This is a genomic window from Fibrella forsythiae (assembly GCF_017353175.1).
GTDB classification, from domain to species: domain Bacteria; phylum Bacteroidota; class Bacteroidia; order Cytophagales; family Spirosomataceae; genus Fibrella; species Fibrella forsythiae.
Genome location: NZ_JAFMYW010000066.1, coordinates 1 through 636 on the forward strand (window position 1 = coordinate 1; position 636 = coordinate 636).

Annotated in this window: 1 protein-coding gene; it reads right to left on the reverse strand. The window is 59.3% G+C overall.

Annotated features, from left to right (window positions below; all coding sequences use genetic code 11):
• Positions 1-15: 15 nt before the first annotated feature.
• Positions 16-636, reverse strand: a 621-nt coding sequence (locus J2I46_RS32665; RefSeq protein ID WP_207333313.1) for a serine hydrolase, incomplete at its 5' end; no start/stop codon positions are given.

Here is a 636-nt window from a genome sequence, read left to right on the forward strand (position 1 = left end):
GGCAATCAGGCCGGATCAATGCGGCTCGGCATGCTCCAGCTTTAAGGGCAGGTAAGGGCTGGTTCGTCCGTTCTGAAGTTGCCGGGCGCGGCCATAGGCCTGATCGACATAGTCCATAATGTCCATCCCGTTATTGGAAGGAAACAACCGGTTGGCACCCAAGGCATTGACCAGTAAGACAATGGTCACCTGGCCGGGGTACTTCATCCAGATGGAGCGCAGGCCCCGGTAACCGCCGGGAAAACTCGGATCCGTGGCCCACTGCCATCCGTCATGGTAGTAGACCACCTCCTGGTCCCCCAGCAACGCGGCATAACAGCCGTATCGATTCTCCAGCAGCGTTGTCTTCAGGGAGCTTGAGAGCACCGATTGATCAGCCGAAGAGAGCACCCTGGCAAACAGCTGCCCCGCCTGGTCAGCGGTCATGTACCAGCCTATTGCCCCCGCCGTACCCGTGTAGTCACCCGTCACGTAGCCCCGGCCGCCCCGGTAGGGATAGCTGTATAAGCTAGCCGCCTGGTTGAGCGGCTCATTAACATGGATACCTGGCAATCCAGCAGGTTTGAAGACCAGCGAGTCCACCGCCCGTTGGTAGAGCAGACTGGTGTTGCGCGCATCTAGGGAATTATCCCCGGT